At 66.9% G+C, this 19587-nt stretch carries 21 protein-coding genes and 1 pseudogene; 21 read left to right on the top strand and 1 reads right to left on the bottom strand.

Going from position 1 to position 19587, the window contains the following annotated elements; genetic code table 11:
- Positions 1-5 precede the first annotated feature (5 nt).
- The 16 genes and pseudogenes from EJ105_RS25680 to EJ105_RS28145 all read left to right on the top strand — a co-directional run bounded on the left by EJ105_RS25680 (position 6) and on the right by EJ105_RS28145 (position 11588).
- Positions 6-257: a hypothetical protein gene (locus EJ105_RS25680; RefSeq protein WP_250168588.1), complete on the top strand. Its 252-nt coding sequence runs from the start codon at positions 6-8 to the stop codon at positions 255-257.
- A 214-nt stretch (positions 258-471) separates the two neighbouring features.
- Positions 472-642, top strand: a complete 171-nt coding sequence (locus tag EJ105_RS25685; protein WP_250168589.1) for a hypothetical protein — start codon at positions 472-474, stop codon at positions 640-642.
- 36 nt (positions 643-678) lie between these two features.
- Positions 679-939 (top strand): annotated as a pseudogene (locus EJ105_RS25690) (DUF2829 domain-containing protein); the annotation flags it as partial.
- 29 nt (positions 940-968) lie between these two features.
- Positions 969-2294 carry a phage portal protein gene (locus EJ105_RS25695; RefSeq protein WP_250168591.1) on the top strand — a complete coding sequence of 442 codons (1326 nt, stop codon included), beginning with the start codon at positions 969-971 and terminating at the stop codon, positions 2292-2294.
- Between the two features lie 4 nt (positions 2295-2298).
- On the top strand, positions 2299-3600 hold the full coding sequence (locus tag EJ105_RS25700; RefSeq protein ID WP_250168592.1) for an HK97 family phage prohead protease: 1302 nt from the start codon (positions 2299-2301) through the stop codon (positions 3598-3600).
- A gap of 108 nt (positions 3601-3708) precedes the next feature.
- Positions 3709-5112 (top strand): phage major capsid protein, encoded by a 1404-nt coding sequence (locus EJ105_RS25705; RefSeq protein ID WP_250168593.1) that lies wholly within the window; start codon positions 3709-3711, stop codon positions 5110-5112.
- 87 nt (positions 5113-5199) lie between these two features.
- On the top strand, positions 5200-5691 hold the full coding sequence (locus EJ105_RS25710) for a hypothetical protein (RefSeq protein WP_250168594.1): 492 nt from the start codon (positions 5200-5202) through the stop codon (positions 5689-5691).
- Between the two features lie 86 nt (positions 5692-5777).
- The gene (locus EJ105_RS25715) at positions 5778-6521 is read left to right on the top strand and encodes a hypothetical protein (protein WP_250168595.1); all 744 of its coding nucleotides are present in this window, start codon (positions 5778-5780) and stop codon (positions 6519-6521) included.
- A 51-nt stretch (positions 6522-6572) separates the two neighbouring features.
- Positions 6573-6917: a hypothetical protein gene (locus EJ105_RS25720; RefSeq protein ID WP_250168596.1), complete on the top strand. Its 345-nt coding sequence runs from the start codon at positions 6573-6575 to the stop codon at positions 6915-6917.
- 3 nt (positions 6918-6920) lie between these two features.
- The gene (locus EJ105_RS25725; RefSeq protein WP_250168597.1) at positions 6921-7565 is read left to right on the top strand and encodes a phage head-tail connector protein; all 645 of its coding nucleotides are present in this window, start codon (positions 6921-6923) and stop codon (positions 7563-7565) included.
- Entirely contained in the window at positions 7562-7918 is a 357-nt protein-coding gene (locus EJ105_RS25730) for a hypothetical protein (RefSeq protein ID WP_250168598.1), read from the top strand. Before EJ105_RS25725 ends, EJ105_RS25730 begins: the two co-directional genes overlap by 4 nt.
- Positions 7918-8589 carry a hypothetical protein gene (locus EJ105_RS25735; RefSeq protein WP_250168599.1) on the top strand — a complete coding sequence of 224 codons (672 nt, stop codon included), beginning with the start codon at positions 7918-7920 and terminating at the stop codon, positions 8587-8589. The genes EJ105_RS25730 and EJ105_RS25735 overlap by 1 nt, the downstream gene beginning before the upstream one ends.
- Before the next feature lie 211 nt (positions 8590-8800).
- On the top strand, positions 8801-9226 hold the full coding sequence (locus tag EJ105_RS25740) for a phage tail terminator-like protein (protein ID WP_250168600.1): 426 nt from the start codon (positions 8801-8803) through the stop codon (positions 9224-9226).
- Between the two features lie 66 nt (positions 9227-9292).
- Positions 9293-10759: a phage tail tube protein gene (locus EJ105_RS25745; RefSeq protein ID WP_250168601.1), complete on the top strand. Its 1467-nt coding sequence runs from the start codon at positions 9293-9295 to the stop codon at positions 10757-10759.
- Positions 10760-10845: 86 nt separating this feature from the next.
- Entirely contained in the window at positions 10846-11256 is a 411-nt protein-coding gene (locus EJ105_RS25750) for a hypothetical protein (RefSeq protein ID WP_250168602.1), read from the top strand.
- A gap of 98 nt (positions 11257-11354) precedes the next feature.
- Positions 11355-11588 carry a phage tail assembly chaperone gene (locus EJ105_RS28145; RefSeq protein WP_394042856.1) on the top strand — a complete coding sequence of 78 codons (234 nt, stop codon included), beginning with the start codon at positions 11355-11357 and terminating at the stop codon, positions 11586-11588.
- Positions 11589-11590: 2 nt separating this feature from the next.
- Here the strand turns inward: EJ105_RS28145 and EJ105_RS25760 are convergent, their stop codons facing one another.
- Positions 11591-12229: a superinfection immunity protein gene (locus EJ105_RS25760; protein ID WP_250168604.1), complete on the bottom strand. Its 639-nt coding sequence runs from the start codon at positions 12227-12229 to the stop codon at positions 11591-11593.
- A 26-nt stretch (positions 12230-12255) separates the two neighbouring features.
- Here EJ105_RS25760 and EJ105_RS25765 point away from each other — a divergent pair, with 26 nt between their 5' ends.
- The 5 genes from EJ105_RS25765 to EJ105_RS25785 form a co-directional block, all read left to right on the top strand.
- Positions 12256-15876: a phage tail length tape measure family protein gene (locus EJ105_RS25765; RefSeq protein ID WP_250168605.1), complete on the top strand. Its 3621-nt coding sequence runs from the start codon at positions 12256-12258 to the stop codon at positions 15874-15876.
- 1 nt (position 15877) lies between these two features.
- Entirely contained in the window at positions 15878-16552 is a 675-nt protein-coding gene (locus EJ105_RS25770; protein ID WP_250168606.1) for a hypothetical protein, read from the top strand.
- Positions 16552-17145, top strand: coding sequence for a DUF2163 domain-containing protein (locus tag EJ105_RS25775; RefSeq protein ID WP_250168607.1), 594 nt, complete (start codon positions 16552-16554; stop codon positions 17143-17145). Before EJ105_RS25770 ends, EJ105_RS25775 begins: the two co-directional genes overlap by 1 nt.
- A complete protein-coding gene (locus tag EJ105_RS25780; RefSeq protein ID WP_250168608.1) occupies positions 17142-17561 on the top strand; it encodes a DUF6950 family protein in 420 nt (139 codons plus the stop codon). The genes EJ105_RS25775 and EJ105_RS25780 overlap by 4 nt, the downstream gene beginning before the upstream one ends.
- Before the next feature lie 3 nt (positions 17562-17564).
- On the top strand, positions 17565-19587 hold a 2023-nt coding region (locus tag EJ105_RS25785; protein ID WP_250168609.1), incomplete at its 3' end, for a phage tail protein.

Below are 19587 nucleotides of genomic sequence, written 5' to 3' on the forward strand. Positions count from 1 at the left end.
CGAACATGAAGAAGCGCGCCTGGGTCTGCATCACTCCCGAGGTTCTCCTCGATGTGCTGGCGATCTTTGCCAAGTCTGGCATCGAGGTCATCGGCAGCCGCGACACTGGCTTTATTCGTGGGCCCTATGTTGCGTTGGTTGTCGAGGGCGACGCAGTTCCTTTCGATGACATGCCGGGTCAGTTGCTGCCCGAATGGCGGCCGACGTTTCGGCAGGAAGAGTTTCATGGGCAGCGAGTAACCGTGCTGGTTCCGTGATGCTGACGCTCATCCTCTCGGTCTGCCTTGTTGCAGATCCCGCTCAGTGCAGGGAAGAACGTAGCCCGACCGAGGCGTCGCTCCCGATGGAATGCACGGCGGCTATGAGCGAATGGGCCGCCCAGCACCCCTGGTTGAAGGTCCAGCGCTGGACCTGCCGCCGCATCGATCGTGCCGCCTGAAAGCGCACCCGTACCACTTGGAGAATGAACGAATGACCACGAGCATTGTGGTGAAGGCCAACCATGGCTGGCCGGTGAAGGTGACGAAGCTTGATCCGAAGACCGGCGCGCCGCTGGAGTTTCTGACCGAGATGGTGGAGCCGAACACCGAACGCACCGTCTACTGCCACAACAGCCAGGATCTTCTGATCCACGAGGTGTAGCCGGACGAAGCCCCCCGCGGCCTCTCATTCGGCGATGCGCTGGCGCTGCTGAAGTCCGGCAAGCGCGTGGCCCGCGAGGGGTGGAACGGCAAGGGCATGTTCTTGTTTCTGGTTCCCGGCTCCACCTTCACGGTCAACCGCGAGCCGCTGCTCTCGATCATGGGCGAGGGCGCCCAGGTTCAGTACCACGCGCACATCGATATGAAGACGGCGCAGGGTTACGTGGTGCCCTGGCTCGCTTCCCAGTCCGACCTTCTGTCCAACGACTGGGTGCTCGTCGCCCCCGATAACGTCTGACCCGGCGTCCGCAGGAAGGAACCCGCAACATGGGCGTGCTCTCGCGCTTCTTCGGTCGCGGGAGCACGGCCCCGGTGCGCGTGGAAGACGCCCGCGTCGAGCCGACGCTGGTGGCGAAGTCCAACGATACGTCGACCGATGCGCTCCTTTGGCAGGACAGTTTCCTGTCCGTGCCCTCCGTCACCGGCATCCAGATCAACCAGCAGACCGCCCTCAACGCCTCGGCGGTTATGGCCTGCGTCACCATGCTGGCCGAAGATGTGGCGAAGCTCACGCCCCGCATCCTGCGCAGAAATGCCGATGGATCCCACACCGAGGCGAAGGACCACTACCTCTACGAGCTGCTGTACCGCCCGAATGCCTGGCAAGATTGGCTGGAATTTGCGGAACAGATGCAATGCAGCCTCATCATGCGCGGAAATGCTTTCGCGGTGATCGCCCGCAACGGGCGCGGCCTGCCGGTAAAGCTCATCCCGGTCAATGCGGACTGGGTGGCCCTGTGGGAAACGGCAGACGGGGATCTGTTCTATCGGGTCACGCCGCAGGGCTTGCACCTCATGGCCGAACTGCGCGATCAGCCGTTCCTCATTCCGTTCGCGGACATGCTGCACGTCCGCGGCTTCTCCATGAACGGGCTGCTCGGCGTATCCCGCATCGTCCTCGCCCGCGAAGCGATCGGCCTCTTCCTGGCGCAGGAACAGCAGGCCGCCCGCTGGATGGCCAACAGCGCCCGCCCGAGCGGCTACCTGACGACCGACGCGAAGCTGACCCCCGAAGGCGCCGCCCGCATGAAGTTGGACTGGCAGGCGAGTGCGGCCGGCATCCGCAACACGGGCAGCACCCCGGTGCTGGAGCAGGGCGTCAAGTGGCAGGGCATGTCGCTCTCCGCCTCCGACATGGAATTCATCGCGTCCCGGCAGTTCCAGCTGCAGGAGATCGCCCGCATCTTCCGTATCCCGCCGCACATGATCGGCGAGCTGTCCCGCTCCACAAACAACAACATCACCCAGCAGGGGCAGGAATACGTCAACTACACCATTTCCGGCTTCACCCGCCGCTGGGAGATGAAACTCGACACCACCTTCGATCTGCGCCGCGAAGGCCTTGAGGTCGATTTTGACATGTCGGAACTGCTGCGGGCCGATCTCGCCAGCCGCATGAACATCTATCGCACCGGCATCATGTCCATGGTGATGACGCCGGACGAGGCCCGCATCGACGCCGGCCTGCCCCCGATGGGCGGCGACGCCGCGAAACTCCAGTTCCCGGCCAACATGGCCCGCGACGGCAGCCAGTCCACCGGGACGGCGCCGGACGATGCAGGGCGGCCGCCCGCCGACCAACCGAAGGATTGAGCCCATGCCCGCACCCGCGAAGCCGCGCAAGCCGTCGCGCGCCGCCCAGCCGTCGGCGGCCGAGATCGTGGATATCCGCGAGTTCCGCGCCCGCGCCCGCCGCGGAGAGGCGGCGGCAGGCGCAGTGCGCACCTATCCGGTCCTGCGCCTGCTCGAAACTGCGGCCGGCCAGGCCGACGACAGCCGCGTCGTGTCCTTCGTCTTCTCCGACGACTCGGTGGACCGCTATGGCGACACCATCGATCAGCGCGGCTGGGTGCTGGATTCCTACCGCGCCAACCCCGTCGTGCTGTTCGGTCACAACGACAAGCAGGCCGCCAACGTCGTCGGGAAAGTGCTGAACCTGCGCGTCGAGGGCAACCGCCTCATCGGCGATGTGGAGTTCGCTGCGGCGGATGTGAATCCGGAGGCGGACGTGGTGTTCCGCCTGGTCAAGGGCGGCTTTCTCAACTGCGTCTCCGTCGGCTTCCAGCCGCTGGAATGGTCCCTTTCCAAGGACAGGAGCCGCCCGGGCGGCGTGGACTTCAAGAAGCAGGAACTGCTCGAACTCTCCATCGTGCCCGTGCCGGCCAACGCGAACGCGCTGGTGCAGGTGCGCGCGGCCGGCATCGCCGCCAGCCGTGTCGCCCTCGGCATGACGGCGGCCCGCGACGCTGACATCCGCGAGATCAAGGGCCTCTATGAGGTCTCCTGGCTGGCCTGCCTCCTCGCCGACCTGTCGTGGCTCGAGGAAATGGTCGAGTGGGAGGCGGACTATGAGGGCGACGACAGCCCCGTGCCCGCCATGCTCACCCAGGCCCTCCAGCAGCTCGGCGCCACTCTGGTGGCCATGACCGAGGAAGAGGTGGCCGAGCTTCTCGCCGAGGAGGATTCGGAGAAGTCCTTCGCCGCCGTGGCCCGCAAGGCGCTGGACGCGCGCAAGGCCGGCAGTGTGACGCCGGCCCCGGCCGAGGACCGCGCGGCGCTCCAGCCCGGTGAAACGGTCCTCACGCTCAAGCAGGTGTCCGCCCTCATCAAGGGCGTCTTCGCCGGCGACCTCTCCGCCAGCACGGCCCGCGCCGCGGCAGCGCCCGTCACCCGGCAGGGCAAGGTGCTGTCGGCCGCCAACGAACAGACCCTGCGCGATGCCCACGGCATGATCGCGGAGGGCTGCGCCAAGATCCTCGGTCTCATCGGCGAGCCCGACGAAGGCGGGGAAAGTGAGGGCGCCGCCGAGGAAAAGGCTGCCGCGGCCCGCCGCCGCCGCGCCGCGGCGGTGCGCCTCAAGCACGGCAACGACAACACCCCGGAAAGCCCGCCCACCTGAGAATCGCCGCCCGCTGAGGGCGAACGAACCCCCTCCCACCCTGGCGAGGGCCCCCGAGCCGCCCCGGCATCCGAGGCGGCTTTTTTCATGTCCATGAAAGGTAGACAGATGGACAAGCTTCTTGAGCTCCGCCAGGCCCTCGGCAAGGCGATCGACGACCTGAACACCGATTCCATCATCGGCGACGAGACCCTCTACAAGGCCAAGGAAGCCGAAATCACCGACCTGCTCGGCCAGATCGACCGCCTCGAGCGCGCCCGCAAGGCCTCCGCCAACCTCGCCCGCCCGGTGAACCCCGCCATCACCGGCGGTTCCACGCTCCCCGCCGTGGAAGACGGGGCTCTCTCCGACGTCGGGGCGGTCGCTGTCGCGGCGCGCGCCCAGCATTCCTGGACCGACCGGGACTATGTGCGCGAGGCCCGCTCAGTTCTCGGTTTCCAGTTCGACGGCGAGCAGCACTTCCGCAGCTTCGGCGATCAGCTCCTCGCGGTCTACCAGCACTACAATCCCACGCAGCGCGTCACCGATCCGCGCCTGAAGCTCGCCCCGAACACGTCCATCCGCGCGCCCTCTGGTGCCGCCGTGTCCGACCCGACCTCGGGCGGCTTCCTGGTGCAGACGGACTTCTCGACGGCCATCTTCGCCCGCGCCTACAGCGTCGGCGAGATTCTGAAGCAGACCCAGAAGCTCACCATCTCCAACGATGCCAACGGTATCAAGATTCCCGGCATCGACGAGACCAGCCGCGCCACCGGCTCGCGCTGGGGTGGCGTGCAGTCCTACTGGGTTGGTGAGGGCACCACCGTTACCCCCACCAAGCCCAAGTACCGGCTCATTGAGCTGGACCTCAAGAAGCTCATGTCGACCATGTACGTCACTGACGAGATGCTGCGCGACGCGTCGGTGCTTTCTACCGTCGCCATGCAGGCCTTCTCCGAGGAAATCACCTTCATGACGGAAGACTCCGTCTATCGCGGCTCCGGCTCCGGCATGCCGCTCGGCTTCCTGAATGCGCCGGCGAAGGTGACGGTGGACAAGGAGACCGGCCAGGCGGCGAAAACCATCGTCTACGACAATATCCTCAACATGTGGTCGCGCATGTGGGGCCGCTCGCGGTCGAACGCGGTCTGGTACATCAACCAGGACGTGGAGCCGCAGCTCTATAGCCTGTCGCAGGTCATCGGCACCGCCGGCGTCCCGGTCTACCTGCCGCCGAATGGTATCTCCGGCAATCCCTACGGCATGCTCTTCGGCCGCCCCGTGATCCCGGTGGAATATGCCGAGACCCTCGGCACCGAGGGCGACATCTCCCTGGTCGACATGTCTCAGTATGTGCTGGCGGACAAGGGCGGCGTGCAAGCGGCCTCCTCCATGCACGTCGCCTTCCTCACCGACGAAATGGTGTTCCGCATCAGCTATCGCGTCGATGGCGAGCCGATCTGGCACGCCCCGCTCATTCCCTTCAAGGGCACCAAGACCCAGTCGCCCTTCATCACCCTCGCCTCGCGCTGAGCGAGACACCCGGGCGCGGCGCTCGTCGTCGCGTCCGCCCTTCGGGCCGCTGGTGTGGCCCATCCCTCATAGAAAAGGCCACTCACCATGGCTCGTCAGTTCTCGCTCGTCGCCCAGGCGAAGCCGGTCTCGGCCCTCGCCCCCGCTACCGATGCCGCCGGCCGCACCGGCGGCTACGTTTCGCTCAAGACCGCCCACAAGGCCTACGTCGTCGCCCACATCACCCAGGGCAACGCCGCCACCATCGCGCTGTCCCTGTCGCAGGCGACCAGCGTCGGCGGCGCCAACGCCAAGCCCGTCAGCAACGTCATGCCCATCTGGTCCAATCTGGACGTGGCGGCCGGCGATGCGCTCGTCGCCCGCACCGCGGCGGCCTCCTACACCACCGATGCCGGCGTGAAGAACAAGATCGTCATCTTCGAGATCACGCCCGAGGCGGTGCTGGACGTTGCCAACGGCTTCGACTGCCTCGCCGTGGTCACCGGTGCATCGAACGCTGCCAACATCACCTCGGCGCAGATCATCGTGGTGCCCGGCCGCTACCAGCAGGCCACCCCGCCCTCCGCCGTCATCGACTGAGCCCCGCGGGCCGGTTTCGGCCGGCCCCCTTCCTTCTCCGAACCGTCTGAAAGACGGCCGGGTGACCGGCCGGCAAGGAGAGCCCCATGGGCACCAAGAGCAAATACGGCCCCGGCCGCGTCCTGACCTATTTCGACGACGTCACCTTCGAGACCACGGGCCGCGTCGCGCCCCTCGTCTACAACGACGATTTCGTCGGTGCCGGCCGCCTCGTGGTGCCGGCCGCCGGCTCCGCCGAAAGCGGCATGGACTGGGTCAAGAAGATCGTCGGCGCCGCCCCGCCCACCGTCGCGGGCGTGGCCTCGGCGGTCGGCGGCCAGGTGGCCTGCGCGCTCACCGCCACGTCCGAGAAGCAGGACGCGGTGCTCTATTGGGGCGACCAGAAGGCCCTCGACATCACCAAGGGGCTCGTCTTCGAGACGCGCATCCGCCTGTCGGTGCTGCCCAGCGTCGCCGGCGTCCAGGCCGTCGCCGGCCTCTGCTCCGACTGGATCGACAGCCCGGACAACAACACCTGCTATGCGCAGTTCCAGGCCAACGGCTCGGGCCTGCTCTATTTCCGCGCCTTCGACGGCAGCACCCCCACGTCCGTCTCCACGGGTGTGACCCTCACCACGGCCGACTGGGCCATCCTGCGCATCGATGCCTCGGACGTCACCAACGTGCGGTTCTATGTGAACGGCAAGCAGGTCTCGGCCGAGAATGCCGTCAATTTCGCCGCCACCGGCACCCTCGCGGTGCTCCAGCCCTACAACGGCGTTTACAAGCCCTCCGGCACCGGCGTCGGCAGCATCGTCACCGACTACGTGCGGGCCTGGCAGAACCGCTGATCCTGACGCCCGCCGGCACCCCGGCGGGCGCTTCCCCTCAAGGAGGCTGCCGTGGCCCGCGCCATCAATCTTCAGACCGCCGCTGCGGTGATCGCCAATGGCGCAAGCCAGAGCGACGTCATCAACGTGGCGCCGCTGGTGCCCGTCGGCATCATCCTGCCCGCCCTCTGGACCACGGCCGCGCTCACCTTTCTCGTGAGCGTCGACGGCACCACCTTCTATCCGCTGCAGGACATGTCCGGCGAAGTGTCTGTGACCGTCGGTGCCGGCCAATATGCGGCGCTCGACCCCGCCATCTTCATCGGCATCATCTCCATGAAGCTGCGCTCGGGCACCGCCGCCCTTCCGGTGAACCAGGGTGCCGACCGCGCCTTCACGCTCGTGAGCAAGGTCTGAGCCGTGGCGCTCGACATCATCACCACCATCGTCATGCCGGCGTCCACGGCGGACCTCGTCACCCTCGACGATGTGAAGACCGAGCTTGAGATCACCGGCACCGCAGCCGACGCATGGCTCAACAAGGTCATCTCGCGCGCCAGCGCGGCGGCGGCGCAATACTGCAACCGCACGCTGGTGCAGGAGGTGGTGAAAGACGAGTTCTGGGCGGGCCGCGACGGCTATCCCTGGGTGCTGCCCGGCGGCGTCGCGCCCCTGCAGCTCACCCGCTGGCCGGTCACGGCGGTCGACTCCGTCCTCGAGAACGGCGTCGTACTGTCCGACCCGGCTGATTACCGGCGCCAGCCCGGCACTGGCCACCTGATCCGCCTCGATGGCAACAGCTGGCCGCGCAAGTGGCCGGCCCTTCCCATCGTCGTGCAATACACCGCCGGCTATTCCCCGATCCCGGACGACCTGCAGGACGCCGTGATCCGCATGGTGAAGGCCCGCTGGTTCCTGCGCCAGCGCGACCCGCTGCTGCGGCAGGAAGAGACGCCCGGCGTCTATTCCGCCACCTACTGGGTCTCCACGGGCGCGGACGGCGCCATCACGCCTGATGTCTCCGACCTGCTCGACAATTACCGTGTCCCGGTTGCCTGCGCATGACGCCGGAACAGGCCATCTCCGCCCTCGATCGTCATCTCGCCGCCGGCGGGCAGGATGCGGTGTTGCGCCGCTGGACCGGCAGCGGCTCCGCTCGCACGCCCGTCGACGTGGCGGTGCGCGTCCGCGCGCAGGATTATCGGGTGGAAGAACTCGTGGGCGGCATCGAGCAGGGCGACACCCGCGTCGTCCTTTCGCCCACGCAGATCGTCGCCGCCGGCTGGCCCGGCCCGCAAGGCTGGCCCCGCAATGGCGACGCCATCGTCATCGCCGGCCGCGAGCGCGACATCATCTCGGCGCCGCCGCAGGTGCTGAACGGCGTGGTCGTGCGCATCGAAATGGTGGTTCGCGGCTGATGGCCATCCGCTCCCGGATCACGCCCATCAATCGGGATGTGATGCTGCGCCTGTGCCCGACGCTCGACCCGAAAGAGCGCTCCCGCCGCGTTGCCGCCTATGCGCGGGATGCTCTGGCCGAGGCGCAGGAGGCGAACCGGCAGGCGTCGGGCGGCGTGCCCGGCCACACCACTTTCGTCGACGGCCGCGAGGGCGCGCCGCTGGAGAGCGTCAACCCGGACAATGGCGTCATCGTCTTCCGCTTCGAGCTCGTCACCGACCTGCTCGCCTGGATCGACAATACGCTTCAGGCCCACTCGCCGGTGCGCAGCGGACGTTACCAGCGCTCGCACGTGCTCATCGCCGACGGCACCGCAGTGGACCCGGAAGGGCCCATCCCCGATGCGTCGGAATATGTGTTCGTGAACACCCAGCCCTACGCCCGCAAGATCGAGCGCGGCCTGTCCCGGCAGGCGCCGGACGGCGTCTATGAGGCTGTCGCGGCGCTGGCCTCGCGCCGCTTTGGCAACGTCGCCCGCATCCGCTTCGGCTTCCGCTCGCCCTTGTTCGGCGACATCGACGCCTGGGCCTCACGCACCGGCATGAAGTCGCCGCAGGCCTCCCGCAACCGCCCCGGCGCCCAGCGCCGCGCCTGGCTGAACCGCCAGCCCGCCATCGTCGTCACGAGGTAAGCCAAATGATCAGGACGATGGCGTTTCGGCGGTTCCTCCCGGCGATGCGGAGGGTCGGACCGCACAAAAAGCAGCTGCCTGGCCCTTATCAGATGGACATTTATCTCAGGTTGCGACGCAGGCCCTATGGGGCTGCTGCTCGGCTCCGTTCAAAGCCTGCCAGCGATTTGCTTTGGAATCGGCCACCTCGGCGCGGGAAAAGGTGGGTCTGATGGCCTCCACCGCAGTCATGGCCGCCGTTCGTGCCCGCGTCGATGCCCTCTGGTCGCGCACACCCGTGCGTTATCCCAATGAGGCGGATCCGGACGACGGCCTGCAGGTGCCGGCCGACAAGGAGCCGTTCCTCGCGCTCCAGTACCCAATCGCCGATGAGGAGCAGATCACCGTCGGCGCGCCGGGCGACAACGTGTTTCGCGAAGAGGGCGTGATCCGCTTCGTGCTCCAGATCCCGCGCGGCGCCGGCACCGAGGAATATTCCGGCTGGCTCGATGAGCTCCGCGCCGCCTTCCGCGGCAAGCAATTCGGCGGCGTCACCACCTATGCCGCCTCGCCCGCCACCCTCGACGACCGCAACGATGACGGCAGCTATTGGGCCCTGTCTTGCGCCGTTCCCTACAAGTTCGACCTGTTCGGCTGACCGGCACCCCCGCGCGCCGCGCCTTCCCCTTCATGCGCCCCTGATGGCCTTTCCCGGAGCCCTCCCATGGCTGAACTCCAGACGACGAACCGCGTCACGCTGTCCAAGGTGCGCGAGACCACCTTCGGCGTGATTCCCACCTCTCCGGCCTTCACCACCCGGCGCCAGACCTCCTCTTCGCTCGCCGCCAACCCGAAAACCGTGGTCTCCAACGAGATCCGCAGCGACCGTCAGGTGCGCGACCTCATCCTCGTGTCGCAGGAGGCCGGCGGCGACATCGGCGGTGAACTGGCCTTCAACGTGCCCGACGACGACTTCGAGGAGGTGGTGCAGGGCACATGGTCCAGCAACCCGGCCATCACCGTCGTGACGTCGGACACCGAGATCAGCGACCTCACCACCACCACGCTCACCGTCTCCGCCGGCGGCGCGGCCTTCGTGGCGGGCATGCTCGGGCTGCTGTCGGGCTTCCCCACCTCCGGCAACAACAAGGTGGCCCGGGTGGCGTCCTCCACCAGCACTACCATCGTCTTCCCCGCCTCCACCTTCACCGCCGAAAGCGGGCCGATTCCCGTCGGCGCCAGCGTGCGGGTGGTGGGTTTCGCCGGCGCCTCCGGCGATCTGGTCGCCGCCTCGTCCGGCCTCACCTCGACCGCGCTGGATTTCACCACCCTCGGCCTGTCCGTGGGCGAGTGGGTGCGCCTCGGCGGCGCCTCCGCCGGCAGCCAGTTCGCGACGGCGGCCTGCAACGGCTGGTGCCGCATCTCCGCCGTCGCCGCCCACGCGCTCACCTTCGACGTGGTGCCGACCGGCTGGACCACGGACACCGGCGCCGGCAAGACGGTGGAGGTCTACACCGGGGACTTCCTGGTCAACGGCTCCACCAAGCGCTCCAACACCTTCGAGCGCCAGTATCTCGACCATTCCCCCGTCACCTACGAGTATCTGACCGGACAGACCGCCGACCAGATGAAGCTGTCGCTGGCCACCCAGGCCATCGCCACCTTCTCCATGACGTATGTGGGCAAGACGGGGCAGGTGCAGAGCTCGCGCGTCTCCGGCGCCAGCGATATCGCCGCGCCCGCCACGGACGTCCTGAACACCTCGTCCAACGTCGGCCGCATCGGCTTCAATGGTGTCGAGGTCACCGGGCCGAACTACATCGTGTCGGCCGAGATCGACATCAACAACAACCTGCGGCGCCAGAACGCCATCGGCTCCATCGGTGCCGTGGGCACCGGCAATGGCGAATTCTCGGTCACCGGCACGCTGGACACCTATTTCGGTGACCCCTCCATCTATCAGGCCGTCATCAGCAACACCGCCACCAGCGTCGATTTCCGTGTCGGCCGGGCGGACGGCAACCGCTCCACCTACGTCTTCGATCTGCCGCGCATCAAGCTCTCCGGCGGCTCGCCCGAGGTCGGCGGCAAGAACCAGGACGTGTCCATCAAGGCGACCTTCCAGGCCTCCCGCCACCCGACGCTCGGCTACACCATCAGCATCGGCCGGTTTTGGTACCTGCCGAGCTGATCGCCCGGCCCCGATTTCTCGCCCCTTGCCACATCATCGCGCCGGGCCTCCGGCGCGCACTCCTCCCAGCCCCACAAGGACAGACCATGGACCTCGCCAAGATCAAGGAAGCCGGCGCCCGCATCCGCACCGGCGCCTGGGTGAAGGACATCCCCGTCGCCGGCTTTCGCGGTGTTGCCCTGCGCGTGCGCGGCACCAGCAATCCCGACCTGCGCAAGCTGCGTGAGACGCTGGTGGCCGCCGCAGTCACCGAAGTTGCGGGACCTCTCCCGCCGGAAAAGCTCACCGCCATCAACGACCGGCTCATCACCGAGACCATCCTGCAGGACTGGAACATCACCGATGCCGGCGCGCGCGTGCCCTGCACGCCGGAGAAGGTGGCGGAGTTCCTCGCCGATCCCGATCTTGGCATCCTGCTGCGCGAGGCTGTGAGCTGGGCCTCCGACCAGGTGGCGGAAAAGGGCCTCGCCGAGCTTGAGGCCGCCGCGGGAAACTGACCGCCGCCCTGGTCTGGCGGCTGGACTGGGGCGGCAGGGCCGAAGCCATCTGCGCCGCGCACCGGGCGGCAGGGCGGGACATCTCCACCCTGCCGTTCATGCAAAACAAGGTCGAGCCCAGGCCCGACCTTGCTTTTACATGGCGGGCCTTCCACGACCTGTCCGGCGACCGCCCGGTTGGGATGGCGGTCGGCCGCATCCCCTTCACCGCCATAGACCGCTACGCCGCCCGCTTTGGCATCGACGCCCGCGACGACTTCGAGCGGTTCATGTTCCTGATCCGCGCGATGGACGTGGCGTTTGTGGAATGGGCGGGAAAGCAGACGGGGTGATGTCAGGACCGATCAATCTGGCCGCGCTCAATCATCGCGTCGATGGCTGCGCGGAACTCGAGGGCATTACCCCACGCTCGAATTTCTGAATTGACTATTGCTGTAACCGAATAGTCATCATATTGCGTATATGGAACTCCCCGATATACGTTTGTTTCTAGTATAGATTTCAACTTTGGTGTTTCTGCTGCAAACTCATGACCGCAATATCTACATACTAATGCTGCGGCTTTGACGCTTTCAGCGCAACGCGGGCATATTTTTTCATTCTGCGAAATTCGTGATCGGGGCGTGTCTGAGATATATTTTTCTCGTGTGCCAGTGGGCTCGGTTGATACAACAGTTGGGTTTGTAAGCGCCCAAATAAGAGCAGCAACCCACCCAATAAAAGACCATCCAGTAAAGAAATTAAGCCAGAATATTGCTGATTTCTGAGCATGATTTCTGTTTCTGGCCACAAGTGATGGTATAAAATATATAATTGCTCCGAGTGCGAACACGACAAAGAGCAAGATAAACCCGCCGATCGGGTCATGGTTTTGTCCCACGAAATGCCCCCCAATTTGGCTCCTTCCTTCCGATAGCACTGTCGCGGCGATGTGACCACTTTTTGAGCTTCCGCCGCCAAAGGCCGCCTGCACCGGGCGGCCTTTTTCATGAGGTCCGCATGACCACCGAAATCAACGAACTCCGCATCGAGGCAAAGACCGAAAGCCTCGCCCGCGCGGAGTCCGACCTGAACAAGGTGGCGGCGGCACAGGAGAAGGTATCCGCGACGGGCCAGACCATGGCGACCGTCACGGACATGGCCAGCAAGAAGCAGATCTCGGCCGCATCGGCCTGGGACCGCATGCGGCGTTCGGTGGATGAGCAGTACCGCGCCCTTCAGGCGGTCGAGAAGGCGCAGCGGGACGCATCTCGGGCCGTTGAGCAGGGTGTCACCTCGGCGGAGGATGCTGCGGCCGTCGTCGCCTTGGTGGCGGCGAAATACGGCCTCGCGGCCGGAGAAGCGGCCACCCTCGCGGCGGAATCCGAGCGTCTCGGCGCGGCGCAGGCGGCTCTCGAAGCGCGCGCAGCGGCCTATCTCTCTGCCGTCGATCCGCTCTATTCCGCTCAGAAGCGGTTCAATGCGGCAGTGTTGGAGGCTGAGGACCTTTACACCGCCGGCGCGATCTCGCTGGCGCAGTACGAGGCGGGTCTCGGAAAGGCCCGCGCAGCCATGGACAGGGCCGAGGCCTCCGTGCGCAAGCTGGCAGAGGCGCAGGCGCGGGCGGCGCAACAAAGCTTCAATACGGTTCTCGGTGTCCGCGACGATTTTGACACCACCAAGCGCGCTGCCGACATCGAGGCCTTTGCCCGGGAATACGAGAAGTACACCCGGGGCCTTCTCGACGCCCGCAATGCGGAATTGGCCCTGGCCGCGGCCCGCGCGCAGGCGGCCCAGTCCGCCATCAACGAGCGGCTTGGCGTCAAGGATGATTTCGGTTCCGCGGCCCGCGCGGCCGACATCGAGGCCTACGCCCGCGCCTATGATCAGTATGTCGCCAAATTGCTCGAGGCCCGGCAGGCCGAGGAAGCGCTGGCCCGCGCCCGCGCCCAGACGGCGCAGCAGAGCATCAATGCATCTTTGGGCGTGCGCGACGACTTCGGCAGCCAGCAGCGCGCGGCGGACATCGCGGCCGTCGGCCAGGAGATCGACCGCCTGCGCGGCAAATACGTGCCGCTCTATGCCCTGCAGCGGCAGTACAAGGCCGAACTGCTGGAAATCAACGAGGCTGCTCGGCTTGGCGTGCTCACTGAGACCGAGCGCGCCGCTGCCATCCAGCGCACCAAGGACGCTTTTGCTCGTCAGGTGCGTTCCGACCCGTTCTCCGCTGCGGCGAGGGGCGCAAAGCTCACCGCCTACGAGATGACGAACCTCAGCTACCAGCTGAACGACGTCGCCACCTCGCTGGCTTCCGGCGCTTCGCCCTTCATGGTCATGGCCCAGCAGGGTGGCCAAGTCTATCAGGTGCTGGCCGGCTCGCAGGGCGGTGTCGCCGGCAGCGTCAGGCAGATTGGCACGGGCCTTCTCGGCCTCCTCACGCCCGCCCGCCTCGTCACAGCCGGCGTGGCCGGCATCGCCGTCGCGGCGACCCTTGCCTATTCGTCCTATTCGGCAGGCGAGCGCGAGCTGACCAACTCGCTTCAGGGTCTCGGCAAGTCCACCGAAGCGACTGTCGCGCAGCTGGAGACGATCTCCGCGGCGGCGGCGGACGCCAGCAATATCTCTGTGTCGTCTGCCCGCACCCTCACGGCGTCCTTCGCTGGCACGGGTAAGATCGGCAAGGAGGTCTTCACCGGCCTCATCGATGTCACCAGTCGCTATGCCACGCTCACCAGCGCCGAGCTCGCCGACGCCGGCAAGGAGATGGCGCAGGCCTTCGCTGCCCCGTCAAAGGGCGCGGTTGATCTCAACCAGAAGCTCAATTTCCTCGACGTCGCGACGCTGAAGTACATTCAGGATCTTGAGTATTCCGGGCAGAAGACGGCAGCGCAGCAGGCGTTGCAGTCGGCGCTCAACAAGAACCTGCCCCTCGCGACCGAGAACGTCACCAAGCTTGGCTGGGCCTGGCGCAGCGTCGCCAACTTCGCCCTCGGCGCCTATGACGCCATGGGCAAGGCGGTGTCCTCCGCGCTGAAAGGCCCGAGCCTCGACCAGCAGATCGCCGCGCTGGAAAAGCAGGTGGCGGCGGAGCGGGCGGCGGCGGCTGGGCCGAAAGGGCGGACGCAGGGCGTCGCGGCGGCAAACCTCATCCGCGACGAAGCCGCCCTCAACAAGCTCTATGCGGAGCGCGCCCAGCACGCCAAGGAGGTCGCCGACGCCGATGCGCGCTCTGCCTCCATGGCCGCGCAGCAGGTGGCAGAAGGGCGTGACCCGCGCTTCGAGCAGCTCCGGCAGCTGCGCGAGCAGCAGGCCCTCCTGAACAAGGCGACCGACAACGGCACCAAGGGCACGCAGGAGCAGCGCGACGCACTGGAAGGCGTCAAGAACGAAATCGCCGCGCTGTCCGCTAACGGCACCACGCTGATCTCGGTGCAGGAAAAGCTGCGCCGCGAGCGCGAGCTGGAACTCGCCGTCATCCGCGCCCAGACGCCGACGGCCAAGGCTGAGGCGCAGGCCGCGCTTGATGCCTACCGGGCCAAGGCGGCTGGTGCCACCAGTGCCGTGGCGGCGGCGGAGGCCGAGAATACCAAGATCAAGGCCCTCGCCGAGGTCTATGCGCAGCTCTCCCAGTCCGCGCGCCAGCGGCTGGAGGCGGCGGATGAGGCCATTTCACAGCAGGGACTGGAAGCGCAGCTCATCGGCAAGACCGCCGGCGAGACGGCCCTGCTGCGCGCCAACTACCAGACCTATTGGGATTTGCGCAGGGAAGCCGCCCAGGCCGGTACCGGCTTTGACCAGGCGGAATATGACCGCCTGAAGAAGAAAAACGAGGAGCTGGCCCGCAGCACCCAGCTCACCGCCGAACTCAAGCTGCAGGACGAGATCGCCTTCCAGCGCGCACAGCTCGGCCGCTCCTCGCAGGACCAGGCCATTGCCTCTACGTTGCGCTCGTCCGGCGTCGCCGTGGACCTCAATTCCGCCGACGCGGCGGCGCTGCGGCTCAACGCGACGCTGTCGGACATGTCGACCACGGCGGACTCGGCCCTGTCCGGCTTCATCCAGGACCTGCGCAATGGCAAGTCGCTGACCGACGCGCTCACCAACGCCATGAACAAGCTGCTCGACAAGCTCATCGAGATGGCGAGCAACCAGGCCATTTCGAGCCTGATGTCGGGGCTGTTCGGCTTCAGTGGCCTTGGTGGGAGCGGTTCGCTCGGCACCGTCGGCACCACCACGGGGGCTGTCTATGTGGCTGGCGCGCACAGCGGCGGTGTGCTTGGGGCAGGGGAGGCGACCTTCGTGCGCGCCGATCATCCGGGCCTCTATGCCGGTGCGCCGCGCTACCACACTGGCCGCGACCCGTTCCGCCTCCTCGCCGGTGAGGAGCGGGCCATTATCAAGAAGGACGAAGGCATCTTCACCCCGGCCCAGATGCGGGCGCTTGGCGCGCGCATCGGCGGCGGCGACACCATCGCCCCGGTTTTCGCCCCGGTCATCAACGCCGGCGGGTCAGGGCAAGGTGGTGGTGGTGTCTCGCCGCAGGAGCTGATGCAGACGCTTGAATTGTGGTGGAAGGGCCAGCGCGCCGACGTCGTGAACATCCTGCGCGACGCCCGTTCGCGCCGCGTGCCGGGGGTCTGACATGACCATCAGCTATCCCCGGTCCTTCCCCGCCGGCGCGGGCTTCATCACCGTCGACTTCAAACTGGGCGACCTCTCCGTCCAGAACACGCTGGAAAACGGCGCCATCCAGGTGATGGAAATGGGCGAGGCGCTCTGGTCCTCCACCTTCACCACGTTCGAGATGACCATGGCCGACCGCCAGCGCTGGCAGGCCTGGGCGCTCACCCTGCGCCTCGGAAAGCCCTTCTATGCCTACGACCCGGAGAAGGTCTATCCGGCGGCCTATGGCGCGTCGGTCCTCAACCTCACCCGGGCCGGCGGCGGCGCCTATGACGGCACGGCCACCCTCGCCGCCGTCACCGCCAAGACCGTCCAGCTGACCGGCCTGCCCGCCGCCTACAAGGCCATGGCCGGCGATATGCTGTCGTTCCCGTGGAACGGCGGCACCGCCTTGCACATGGTGGTGGAGGATGCGACGGCGAGCGGCGACGGCGGGGTTACCCTCACCGTGGCGCCGCCCGTGCGTCTCAGCCCGTCGCCGAGCATCTCCTCGACCGTGCGGCTCGTACAGCCGGTTTGCGTCATGAAGCTCAAGCCCGGCACGTTCTCGGCGCCGGCCGGCTTCCAGCCGCAGTCCGTCACTTTCGAGGCGGTGCAGGACATCACCGGCGCCAGCACCGCGGATTACGTCTGATGCGGTCCTTCAACGCCACCACCCTGGCCAAGCTCGATGCCGGCGCCATCGTCACGCGTGGCCTGCTGCTGTTCGATTTCCCCTCGGGCCTCTACGGCTTCTGGGACGGAGTGGGCACGCTGACCTATTCGGGCGTCGATTATGTCGGTGCCGGCCGGCTGATCTCGGCCGATGCCATCGGCCTGGTGGGCGACCTCTCGGCCTCGTCCATCACCCTCACGCTCTCCGCCATCCCCGACGCGGGGCTCGATCCGGACGTGCTGGCAACCCTCGAGGCGGAGGTCTACCACCAGCGCCCCGTCACCCTGAGCCGGGCTTATATCGACCCCGACACCCGCGCCCTCATCTCGGTGGAGCGGGTCTTCCGTGGCTACGTGGACCAGGTCAGCCACGAATACACCATCGGCGGGGGCTCGGTGCTCACCTGCGCTGTGGAGAGCCGTGCCCGCGACAACACCCGAAAGGGCTGGCGCACGCGCTCGGATGCCGACCAGAAACGCATCGACGCCTCCGACGGCGGCATGCGCCACGCCACGATCGCTGGCAAACAGGTCATCTATTGGGGCAAATACCCGGGGACGGTGAAGAAATGAGCCGCGACACCATGCGACTGCCGGGCTGGGAACAGCGCCTCGCCGACCTCATCGCCGCCTATCAGGGCGGCGGTTTCATTTGGGGGGTGCGCGACTGCTTCCGCCTGCCGCAGGACGTGGCCCGCGCCGTGGCTGGCCTCGCCATCTGGCCCGATGTTCGGCCCTACCGCACCGCGCGCGGCGCCGCCATCCGGCTGGCCCGCCATGGCTTCTCCGGTGTTGGCGACGCGCTCGCCGCCGTTCTGCCGGAAGTGCCGCCCGCCCACGCGCGGCGCGGCGACTTGGGCATGGTGCTGGAAGCGGGCGCACAGGCGGGCGTGGTGGTGCTCGGCGCCGAGATTGCCGGCATGGCTCCCGATGGTGGCCTCACCATCCTGCCCCGCGCGCGCCTCGTGCGTGCCTTCGCGGTGGGCTGACCCATGCCCTTCATCGGAGCCGCCATCGTCGGGGCTATCGGCCTCAGCGGATTCGTCGCAACCGCCACCAGTGCGCTCATCAATCTCGGCGTCGCGGCCGGCCTGTCCTATCTGTCCCGCTCGATGCTTGGCGCCACGGCCACTGCCGAAACCGGCATCAAGACCGATATCACGCTCGGCGGGAACCAGCCGCGCGGCTGCATCTTCGGCGAGACCGGCACAGCAGGGCAGTTCGGCTATTGGAACACTGCCAACGAAAACCTCAATTATTTGCAGGCGATCTTCATCCTCGGAGAGGGTCCGCACGAAGACCTGACCCGCATCTGGGTTAACGGCAAGGAGCGCACGCTCACGCTCACAGCCTCGACCGCGTGGTCCAAGACCTATCGGGTGTCCGGCTTCGCCACCGAAAGCGGCGTGCCCGTGCTCTATGTGGATTTTTACTTCGGTTATGAGGACCAACCTTACGACGCCGATCTTGTAAGCTGGGCGAAGCCACCAGAACGCTGGACCAGCGCCGACCGCCTGGCCGGCGTCTGCTATGCAAAGGTGCGCGCCTTCTACATTGACACCGCTTTCGACACGGGTAGCATCCCCACCTTCCTCTTTGGGGTTAAGGGCCGGCGCCTCTACGACTGGCGCAAGGACTCCACCAATGGCGGCTCGGGTGCGCATCGCTGGAGCGATGCCCACACTTGGGAATACTCCGCCAACCCCATCGTGCAGCTCTATAATTTCCAGCGCGGGCTCACTCTCGGCGGCGAGCTGATCGTCGGCATGGGCGTGCCGCCCATCGACCTCAGGCTCGACATGTACACGGCGGCGGCCAACGTCTGCGACACGCTGGTGGCGGACCCGGACGGCGTCATGGGGCCGGCCTTCGCCTGCAGCACGATCGTTTCCGCGAACGAGGAATACGGCTCGGTCATCCAGCGCCTCCTCGACAGCTGCGCCGGCTCCCTCTACGAACGCGTCGGCGCCTATGGCCCCATCGCCGGCGCGCCGCAGAGCGTCGTCTATCCCACCATCACCGACGGCGACCTGGTGGTGGGGCGGCCGGTCAAGTTCACCGCGAAACTGAGCCGGGCCGACCTCATCAACGGGGTCTTCGGCTCCTATGTCTCGCCGGACGACCAGTACCAGATGGTGTCCTATCCGGCCCGCACCGATTCCGGCGCCGAGGCGGAGGACACCGAGATTCGGCGCATCCAGCAGGATGAGCCCACCATCACATCGCCCGGCATGGCGCAGCGGCTGGCGCAGATCCGCCTGAAGCTGGCGCGCCTGCAGGCGACCGCCACCATCACCCTCGGCTTCCGTGCCATCGTGCTCGAGCCCGGCGACTGGGTGCGCTGGAACTCGGCCCGCTATGGCGACCGCACCTACATCATCCTGTCGCTGACGCAGAACACCGACCAGACGGTCACCGTGAACCTGCGCGAGATCGCCGCCTCGGCCTACGACTGGACGGCGGGCGATGAACTGCCGGCCGGTGACCCCGGCATTGAGGGCGACACCTCCGGCCTTGCCACGGGTGTGACCGGCTTTTCCCTCTCCGCCCTCACGCTCACCGGCGCGGGCGGGGCCAAGACGCCGGCCATTCGCGTGTTCTGGAGCCCGATTTCCGATCCCACCATCACTGCGGTTCTCATCGAGTACCGCATCGCCGGCACCACGGATGCGCTTTCCATCAGCACGTCCTCGGTCGGCAACGGGGAATATCTCATCAGCGCCGGCCTGGTGCCGAACACCTCCTATGAGTTGCGCGCGACCATCGTCACCGTCCCGGTACGGGCCACCGAATGGACCGACTGGAGCACCGTCAGCACCGGCGAGCAGCTGGCCGCCGGCGTGGTGCCCAACTCCATCACGCCGGCGCAGATGACGGCCGCCACCCGTGACCTTGTGGTGACGAAGACTGTGGTCGAGATTGTCTCCCTGCAATACGCGGTCGAGCGGCTGTCCTTGCTGCTGGCCGATGTGGATGCGGCTGGTGACCTTAACCGGCTGGAAATGAGCCGCGCCT

It is taken from the genome of Xanthobacter aminoxidans, assembly GCF_023571765.1.
In the GTDB taxonomy this organism is placed as follows: Bacteria; Pseudomonadota; Alphaproteobacteria; order Rhizobiales; family Xanthobacteraceae; genus Xanthobacter; species Xanthobacter aminoxidans.

Coding starts and splice junctions, on each gene's coding strand:
- EJ105_RS25680 (WP_250168588.1), top strand. CDS start 6: ATGAAGAAGCGCGCCTGGGTCTGCATCACTCCCGAGGTTCTCCTCGAT.
- EJ105_RS25685 (WP_250168589.1), top strand. CDS start 472: ATGACCACGAGCATTGTGGTGAAGGCCAACCATGGCTGGCCGGTGAAG.
- EJ105_RS25695 (WP_250168591.1), top strand. CDS start 969: ATGGGCGTGCTCTCGCGCTTCTTCGGTCGCGGGAGCACGGCCCCGGTG.
- EJ105_RS25700 (WP_250168592.1), top strand. CDS start 2,299: ATGCCCGCACCCGCGAAGCCGCGCAAGCCGTCGCGCGCCGCCCAGCCG.
- EJ105_RS25705 (WP_250168593.1), top strand. CDS start 3,709: ATGGACAAGCTTCTTGAGCTCCGCCAGGCCCTCGGCAAGGCGATCGAC.
- EJ105_RS25710 (WP_250168594.1), top strand. CDS start 5,200: ATGGCTCGTCAGTTCTCGCTCGTCGCCCAGGCGAAGCCGGTCTCGGCC.
- EJ105_RS25715 (WP_250168595.1), top strand. CDS start 5,778: ATGGGCACCAAGAGCAAATACGGCCCCGGCCGCGTCCTGACCTATTTC.
- EJ105_RS25730 (WP_250168598.1), top strand. CDS start 7,562: ATGACGCCGGAACAGGCCATCTCCGCCCTCGATCGTCATCTCGCCGCC.
- EJ105_RS25735 (WP_250168599.1), top strand. CDS start 7,918: ATGGCCATCCGCTCCCGGATCACGCCCATCAATCGGGATGTGATGCTG.
- EJ105_RS25740 (WP_250168600.1), top strand. CDS start 8,801: ATGGCCTCCACCGCAGTCATGGCCGCCGTTCGTGCCCGCGTCGATGCC.
- EJ105_RS25745 (WP_250168601.1), top strand. CDS start 9,293: ATGGCTGAACTCCAGACGACGAACCGCGTCACGCTGTCCAAGGTGCGC.
- EJ105_RS25750 (WP_250168602.1), top strand. CDS start 10,846: ATGGACCTCGCCAAGATCAAGGAAGCCGGCGCCCGCATCCGCACCGGC.
- EJ105_RS28145 (WP_394042856.1), top strand. CDS start 11,355: ATGCAAAACAAGGTCGAGCCCAGGCCCGACCTTGCTTTTACATGGCGG.
- EJ105_RS25765 (WP_250168605.1), top strand. CDS start 12,256: ATGACCACCGAAATCAACGAACTCCGCATCGAGGCAAAGACCGAAAGC.
- EJ105_RS25770 (WP_250168606.1), top strand. CDS start 15,878: ATGACCATCAGCTATCCCCGGTCCTTCCCCGCCGGCGCGGGCTTCATC.
- EJ105_RS25775 (WP_250168607.1), top strand. CDS start 16,552: ATGCGGTCCTTCAACGCCACCACCCTGGCCAAGCTCGATGCCGGCGCC.
- EJ105_RS25780 (WP_250168608.1), top strand. CDS start 17,142: ATGAGCCGCGACACCATGCGACTGCCGGGCTGGGAACAGCGCCTCGCC.